The sequence below is a fragment of the Actinotalea ferrariae genome, assembly GCF_019733465.1.
GTDB classification, from domain to species: domain Bacteria; phylum Actinomycetota; class Actinomycetes; order Actinomycetales; family Cellulomonadaceae; genus Actinotalea; species Actinotalea ferrariae_A.
Window position 1 is genome coordinate 1 of the sequence record NZ_JACVQL010000140.1, and the last position, 6992, is coordinate 6992.

Here is a 6992-nt window from a genome sequence, read left to right on the forward strand (position 1 = left end):
GGGCGGACGCGGGCGCCAGACCGGCCCGCTCCGTCGCGGGACGCGCGACGTCGCGCGGGGCGCGGCGCGACGACCGGGCCTCCGCGCGGCTCCGACGGGCGGCGGGGGGGTGCTCCGAGGAGGGGGCGGAGGACGAGGTCGAGGACGCGACGAGCGGCGTCGGGGTCGTCGACGGCTGCGACGGCCCGGACTGCTCTCGCTCCACGACACCTCCGACGTCGACCTGCTGGAACCCGGGCCGCAGAGGCCCGACGTCTCCCGCGGCCGCAGCAGTGGGAGCGCGATCTCGGCCGCCCGGGCACAGGGGGACCCCAGGCAGGACCGAGATGATGTCGAAACAGTAACGGCTGACCACCCAGGTTCCAAGCGGCCTGGTGGATGCGTTCCCGGGCGCGGCCCTCAGTGGATCTGGCCGCGCTGCATGGCGTCGCGCACCTCGCCGACGAGCTCCTCGAGGATGTCCTCGAGGAACACGACACCCACGACGACCGCGTCGTCGACCACGCGCGCGAGGTGCGTCCCCGACCGCTGCATCGCGGCCAGCGCGGCCTCGACCTCGTCGCCCGGGCCGACCTGGGCGAGCGCCCGCACGCGCCACTCCGGCACGGGCAGGTCCCGCTCCCCCGGGCCCGCGTAGAGCACGTCCTTGAGGTGCAGGTAGCCCACGGGCACCCCGGCCTCGTCGGTCACCACGAACCGGCTGAAGCCCGTCCGCGCGACGAGCCGCTCGACGTCGGCCACGGAGCATCCCCGTGCGACCGAGACCAGGCTCTCGACCGGCACCATGACGTCGGCCGCCGTGCGGTCGCTGAACTCGATCGCCCCCGCGAGCAGGCCCTGCGCGTCGACGAGGAGCCCCTCCGCCTGCGAGCGCTCGACGATCGACTGGACCTCCTCCGCGGTGAACGCCGACGCGACCTCGTCCTTGGGCTCGACGCCGACGAGCCGCAGCATGTGGTTCGCGAGCCAGTTGAGCGCCGTGATGACCGGGCTGACCGCGCGAGCGATCCACACCAGGGGCGGCCCGAACCACAGCACGGCGCGGTCAGGACCGGCGACCGCGAGGTTCTTGGGCACCATCTCGCCGAGGACGACGTGGAGGTACACGACGATCGCGAGGGCGATGACGAACGCGACGGGGTGCACGGCGCTCTCCGGCAGCCCGGCGGCCGCGAGCGGACCCTCGATGACGTGCGCGATCGCGGGCTCGGCGACCACGCCGAGGGACGTCGAGCACACCGTGATGCCGAGCTGGGCGCAGGCGAGCATGAGGGACACGTGCTCCATGGCCCACAGGACGACGCGTGCGCGGCGGGAGCCGGCCGCGGCGAGGGGCTCGATCGAGCTGCGCCGGGCCGAGATGATCGCGAACTCCGCGCCGACGAAGAAGGCGTTCGCGGCGAGCAGCAGGACGCCGAGCGTGATCGCGGCCCCGGTGCTCATGCGGGGGCCTCGCCGTCGTCGACGCCGCGGACGCGGAGGCGCTCCACCCGGCGCCCGTCCATCTGCTCGACCTGCAGCACGGCGCCCGGCACCTCCACGACGTCGCCGGCGTGCGGCACGCGGCCGAGGCGCTCCATGACCAGCCCGCCGAGCGTCTCGAACGCGCCGTCGTCGGGCACGGTGAGGCCGGTCGACTCGGTCAGCTCGTCGGGCCGCAGCAGCCCCGGGACGCTCCACGAGTCGTCCGCGGTGCGGTGCACACCCGCGCGCCTCGGGTCGTGCTCGTCGGCCACCTCGCCCACGAGCTCCTCGATGACGTCCTCGAGCGTGACGACGCCCGCGGTCCCGCCGTACTCGTCGACCACGACCGCCATCTGCATGCCGTGCTCGCGCAGCTCGACGAGCAGCGGCCCCAGCCGCACGGTCTCCGGCACGCGGGGCGCCTCGTCCATGAGCGCAGCCGCCGGCACGTCGCCGCGGCGCTCGAACGGCACCGCGACGGCGCGACGCAGGTGGACGAGGCCGACGATGTCGTCGTGCGAGGCGTCGATCACGGGGAAGCGGGAGTGCCCGGTCGCGCGGGCGCGAGCGACGACGTCGGCCGCGGTGTGGTCGCGACGCACGACCTCCATCCGCGTGCGGTCCGTCATCACGTCGACCGCCGTGAGGGTGTCGAGCTCGATCGAGTTGGTGAGCAGGGTCGCCGTCCCCTCGTCGAGCGTGCCGACCTCGGCCGAGCGCCGGACGAGCGACGCCAGCTCCTGCGCCGACCGCCCGCCGGACAGCTCCTCGCGCGGCTCGACGCCCACGCGGCGCAGCAGCCCGTTCGCGCTGTCGTTGAGCACCGTGATGAGCGGACGGAGCGCCGTCGTGAACCCGCGCTGGAGCGGGGCGACCGCGCGCGCCGTGGGGAGCGGCCGGCTCAGCGCGAGGTTCTTGGGGACGAGCTCGCCGAAGAGCATCGAGAACCCGTTGACGAGCACGATCGACCCGACCGCGGCGATGCCGGTGGCGAGCCCCTCGGCGGCGGCCGTGCGGCCCACGAGGTCCCCGAGCAGGGAGGCGATGGCGGGCTGGGTCGTGTAGCCCAGGAGGATCGTCGTGACCGTGATGCCGACCTGGGCACCCGAGAGCTGGGTGGAGAGCTCGGCGAGCGCGCGCCGCACGGAGCGGTTGCGCCGGTCGTCATGGCGCTGGGTCTCCTGCCCCACCACGGCGGGGTCGAGCGTCACGAGCGCGAACTCGGCCGCGACGAAGATCGCGGTCCCGATCGTGAGGACGACGCCGAGCAGGACGAGCAGCCACTCGGTCACCGTGGGCGGCCGGTCGTGGGGAGGGACGGGACGGGGGGTGAGCCGGTGCTGGCGATCCAGCACCGGCCCGGACTCGGGCTCGTCATCGTGCCGTCAGCATAACGGCCTGTGCCACGCTAGGCCCCATGTCACCGAGCAGGCCGGAGGCCGGTCCCGTCGTCGTGCTCGTCGTCGAGGACGAGCCCGCCATCGCCACCGCCGTGGCCCACCGGATGACCGCGGAGGGCTGGCGCGTGGAGATCGCGAGCGACGGACCCAGCGGCGTGGCCGCCGCGAGCCGCCTCGACCCCGACGTCGTGGTGCTCGACGTGATGCTGCCGGGGCTCGACGGCCTCGAGGTCTGCCGCCGCATCCAGCGCGACCGCCCGGTCCCCGTGATCATGCTCACGGCCCGCGACGACGAGACGGACATGCTCGTCGGCCTCGGCGTCGGGGCGGACGACTACATGACCAAGCCCTTCTCGATGCGTGAGCTGGTCGCACGCACCAAGGCGCTCCTGCGCCGCGTCGAGCGAGCCACCCAGCTCGCCGAGCAGGCGCCCGCGCTGCCCGCGCTCGAGGTGGGCGACGTCGTCATCGACCGCGCTCAGCGACGCGTCTCGCGCAGCGGCGAGGTGGTCCACCTGACGCCGACCGAGTTCGACCTGCTCGTGACGCTGGCCCAGACGCCGCGCACCGTGCTGACCCGCGAGCGCCTGCTCGCGGAGGTGTGGGACTGGGTGGACGCGTCGGGCACGCGGACGGTGGACTCCCACGTCAAGGCGCTGCGTCGCAAGCTCGGACCGGACCTCATCCGCACCGTCCACGGGGTCGGCTACGCCTTCGAGCCGGCCGGCGCCTGACGTGGCCCCGCCGCGTCACGGCCGCGGCAGGCTGCCCGACGTGCGGCCGCTCGACCGGTTCTCGACCATCAAGATCAAGCTCGGCGTGCTGGTCGCCGCGAGCGTCACCTTGAGCGCGTTCATCACCTGGCTCGGGCTCTACAACGCCCTCGGGCCGACGCGCACGCTGCCCCTGGCCGTGCTCGTCTCGCTGCTCGCGGTGCAGGTCCTGGCGCGCGGCATGACGTCGCCGCTGCGCGAGATGACCGCGGCGGCGCGCGCGATGGCGAGCGGCGACTACTCGCAGCGGGTCCGCGCGACGAGCCGCGACGAGGTCGGGCAGCTCGCGGAGGCCTTCAACACCATGGCGGCCGACCTCGAGCAGGTGGACTCGCTGCGCCGCGAGATGGTCGCCAACGTGTCCCACGAGCTGCGGACCCCCGTCACGGCGCTCCGCGCCCAGCTCGAGAACATGGTCGACGGCGTCAGCGAGCCGGACCCCGAGACGCTCCAGGCCGCCCTCTCGCAGACCGAGCGCCTCGGGCGGCTCGTGTCCTACCTCCTGGACCTGTCCCGCATCGAGGCCGGCGCCGTCGGCCTCGACATCGCCGACGTCGTCCTGGAGGACTTCCTCCGCGAGGCCGCCGTCGCGACGGAGCCCCTGGCGGCGACGAAGCAGCTGCGCGTGGTCACCGCCGTGCGGCCTGCGGGCCTCACCGTGCCGGCCGACGCCGAGCGGCTGCACCAGGTGGTCGCGAACCTGCTCCACAACGCCGTCCGGCACTCCCCCGCCGGCGGCGAGATCCGGGTCGAGGCGCGGCGCGCGGGGAGCCAGGTGGTCATCGACGTGATCGACGAGGGACCCGGCATCCCGCGGTCGGACCGCAACCAGGTCTTCGAGCGGTTCAGCCGCGGCAACGCCCCGGCTCGCACCGGGCAGGAGAGCACGGGCGGCACGGGGCTGGGTCTCGCGATCGTCCGGTGGGCGGTGCAGCTGCACGGTGGGACGGTGCACGTCGCGGACTCGGCGAAGGGCTGCGTCATGCGCGTCTCGCTCCCCACCGGACGCTCGCGAAGTGAGCACTTGTTCTAGATCGATGCAAACAATAGGGTGAGGCCATGACTACAACGGACGGCCACGTCGTCGTCGATCACCTGTCCAAGCGGTTCGGTGCGGTCCTGGCCGTCGACGACCTCAGCTTCGAGGTGCGGCCCGGCCGCGTCACCGGCTTCCTGGGCCCCAACGGCGCAGGCAAGACCACGACCCTCCGGATGCTGCTCGGGCTCGTGAGCCCGACGTCCGGCACCGCGACGGTCTCGGGCCGGCGCTACACCGACATCCCGCGGCCCGCCCACGTCGTCGGCGCCGCGCTCGAGGCCGCGAGCTTCCACCCGGGACGCAGCGCCCGCGACCACCTGCGGGTCCTCGCGCCGCAGGTCGGGGTGCCCGACAGCCGGTGCGACGAGGTGCTCGCCCTCGTCGGCCTCACCGACGCGGCGGACCGCCGGGTCGGCGGCTTCTCCCTCGGCATGCGCCAGCGGCTCGGGCTCGCGACGACGCTGCTCGGCGACCCGCGGGTCCTCGTGCTCGACGAGCCCGCCAACGGCCTCGACCCGGAGGGCATCGCGTGGCTCCGGGCCTTCCTGCGCCACCTCGCCGCCGAGGGCCGGACGGTGCTCGTCTCGAGCCACGTGCTCTCCGAGGTCCAGCAGACGGTCGACGACGTCGTCATCATCGCCCGCGGCAGGCTCGTCCACGCCTCCTCGCTCGCCGAGCTCGCCCGGCTCGCGCGCCGCACCGTCCGGGTCGCCTCCCCCGACCAGGACGGCCTGCGCCGCCTCGTCGAGCGCGTCGCCGGCGGCAGCACGCCCGGTGCCGCCGTCTCGCTGCCCGAGCCGGGCGTGGCCGTCCTCGAGGGGGTCGAGGCGGCCGCCGTCGGCGCCGCGGCCTTCGCCGCGGGCGTCGAGCTGCACGAGCTGGCGTCGCGCGACGTCGGCCTCGAGGACCTCTTCCTCCAGCTGACGGGTGAGCGCGCCGCGTCCGGGGCACCACCGGAGCCGGACGGCCCGGGCACGCGTCCCGTCGCCGACGCCGCGACCGAGCGGGGTGCGGCATGATCCCGGCGCTGCGGGCGGAGTACCGCAAGCTCGTCACCACGCGCCTGTGGTGGGTGCTGCTCCTGTGCATGGCGCTCTACATGGCGTTCCTCGGCGGCGTCATGGCGTTCGTCCTCACGCAGGAGGGTGGCGGCGGCGCGATGACCGGCGGGTTCGGCGGAGGGGCCGACGAGATGCCGCCGCTGCCGCCCGAGGACCTCGTGCGCACGGTCTACACGCTCGCGCCCGCCCTGGGGTACGTCTTCCCGGTCATCGTCGGCGCGCTCGCCGTGACCAACGAGTTCCGGCACATGACGATCACCCCGACCCTGCTCGCGGAGCCCCGCCGGTCGCTCGTGCTCGGCGCCAAGCTCGTCGCGAGCCTGCCGCTGGGCGCGCTGTTCGGCGTCGTCGGGACCCTCGCCACCGTCGCGACCGGCGCGCTCGTGCTGGCCGTGCGCGGCGAGCCCGTGCTGCTGGACGACCCGGACGTGCTGCTCACGCTCGCCCGGTCGGTCCTCGTGCTCGCCGTCTGGGCGATGGTCGGCGTCGGGTTCGGCGCCGCGATGCCGAACCAGGTCGCCGCGATCGTCGTGCTCCTCGCGTTCACCCAGTTCGTCGAGCCGCTGCTCCGGCTCTTCCTCGGCGCGTTCGAGCCGACGGAGGGCATCGTGCGGTGGCTGCCCGGCGCTGCGGGAGAGGCCGTCACGGGCGCGAGCTTCTACGCCTCCAGCGGGATCGGGAACCTGCTGCCGTGGTGGCAGGGGCTGCTCGCGCTCGTCGGCTACGGGCTGCTGCTCGCGGCGCTCGGCAGGGCGACGTCGCTGCGGCGCGACATCAGCTGACCCGTCGCGCCGCGTGACCCGGCGCCGGGCGGGCGACGGGTCACGCGGCGCGGCGGCGCACCGGCCCAGCGAACGTGGGCACGTGAGAAATCGCCTAGGGTGGACGGTGAGCAGACCGGTGTCAACGGTCCGAGGTCCCGTGGTGGAAGTGGGCGATCCTGGCGTGTCCCAGAAGGCGGAGTCCGATGCCGTACGAGCGGCCTTCGGTGCCAACCAATGGCTCGTGGACGAGCTCTACGAGCAGTACCTGACGGACAAGAGCGCCGTCGACCCGGCGTGGTGGGACTTCTTCGAGGACTACCGCCCACGCGGCGAGGGCGGCGCGACGTCGGAGGGTGACGCGCCGACGTCCGACGAGCCCGCCGCGACGAGGTCCGGGTCGAACGGGCCCGCGTCGACCCCCGCGGGCGACGGCGCCCCGGCGGCGCGCACCTCCGCCGGCCCGTCCGCCGACGGCGCGCGTGGGACGGGGC

7 protein-coding genes are annotated in these 6992 nt (G+C 74.5%); 5 read left to right on the top strand and 2 right to left on the bottom strand.

The features are described 5' to 3' along the window. Positions 1-399: 399 nt before the first annotated feature. A complete protein-coding gene (locus ICW40_RS11585) occupies positions 400-1443 on the bottom strand; it encodes a hemolysin family protein (protein ID WP_221654095.1) in 1044 nt (347 codons plus the stop codon). Continuing rightward, complete coding sequence (locus ICW40_RS11590; protein ID WP_221654097.1) at positions 1440-2756, bottom strand: hemolysin family protein; 1317 nt, start codon at positions 2754-2756, stop codon at positions 1440-1442. Before ICW40_RS11590 ends, ICW40_RS11585 begins: the two co-directional genes overlap by 4 nt. Positions 2757-2881: 125 nt before the next feature. On the opposite strand from ICW40_RS11590, the gene ICW40_RS11595 reads away from it, so the two are divergent. The 5 genes from ICW40_RS11595 to ICW40_RS11615 all read left to right on the top strand — a co-directional run. Then, positions 2882-3598: a response regulator transcription factor gene (locus tag ICW40_RS11595; protein ID WP_221654099.1), complete on the top strand. Its 717-nt coding sequence runs from the start codon at positions 2882-2884 to the stop codon at positions 3596-3598. A gap of 40 nt (positions 3599-3638) precedes the next feature. Further along, complete coding sequence (locus ICW40_RS11600; RefSeq protein ID WP_374199148.1) at positions 3639-4670, top strand: HAMP domain-containing sensor histidine kinase; 1032 nt, start codon at positions 3639-3641, stop codon at positions 4668-4670. Between the two features lie 26 nt (positions 4671-4696). Further along, positions 4697-5695 carry an ABC transporter ATP-binding protein gene (locus ICW40_RS11605; protein WP_221654104.1) on the top strand — a complete coding sequence of 333 codons (999 nt, stop codon included), beginning with the start codon at positions 4697-4699 and terminating at the stop codon, positions 5693-5695. Further along, positions 5692-6519 (top strand): ABC transporter permease, encoded by an 828-nt coding sequence (locus ICW40_RS11610; RefSeq protein ID WP_221654106.1) that lies wholly within the window; start codon positions 5692-5694, stop codon positions 6517-6519. Before ICW40_RS11605 ends, ICW40_RS11610 begins: the two co-directional genes overlap by 4 nt. A gap of 163 nt (positions 6520-6682) precedes the next feature. Continuing rightward, positions 6683-6992: 2-oxoglutarate dehydrogenase E1 subunit family protein (locus ICW40_RS11615; protein ID WP_221654108.1), on the top strand; the 310-nt coding region annotated here is incomplete at its 3' end.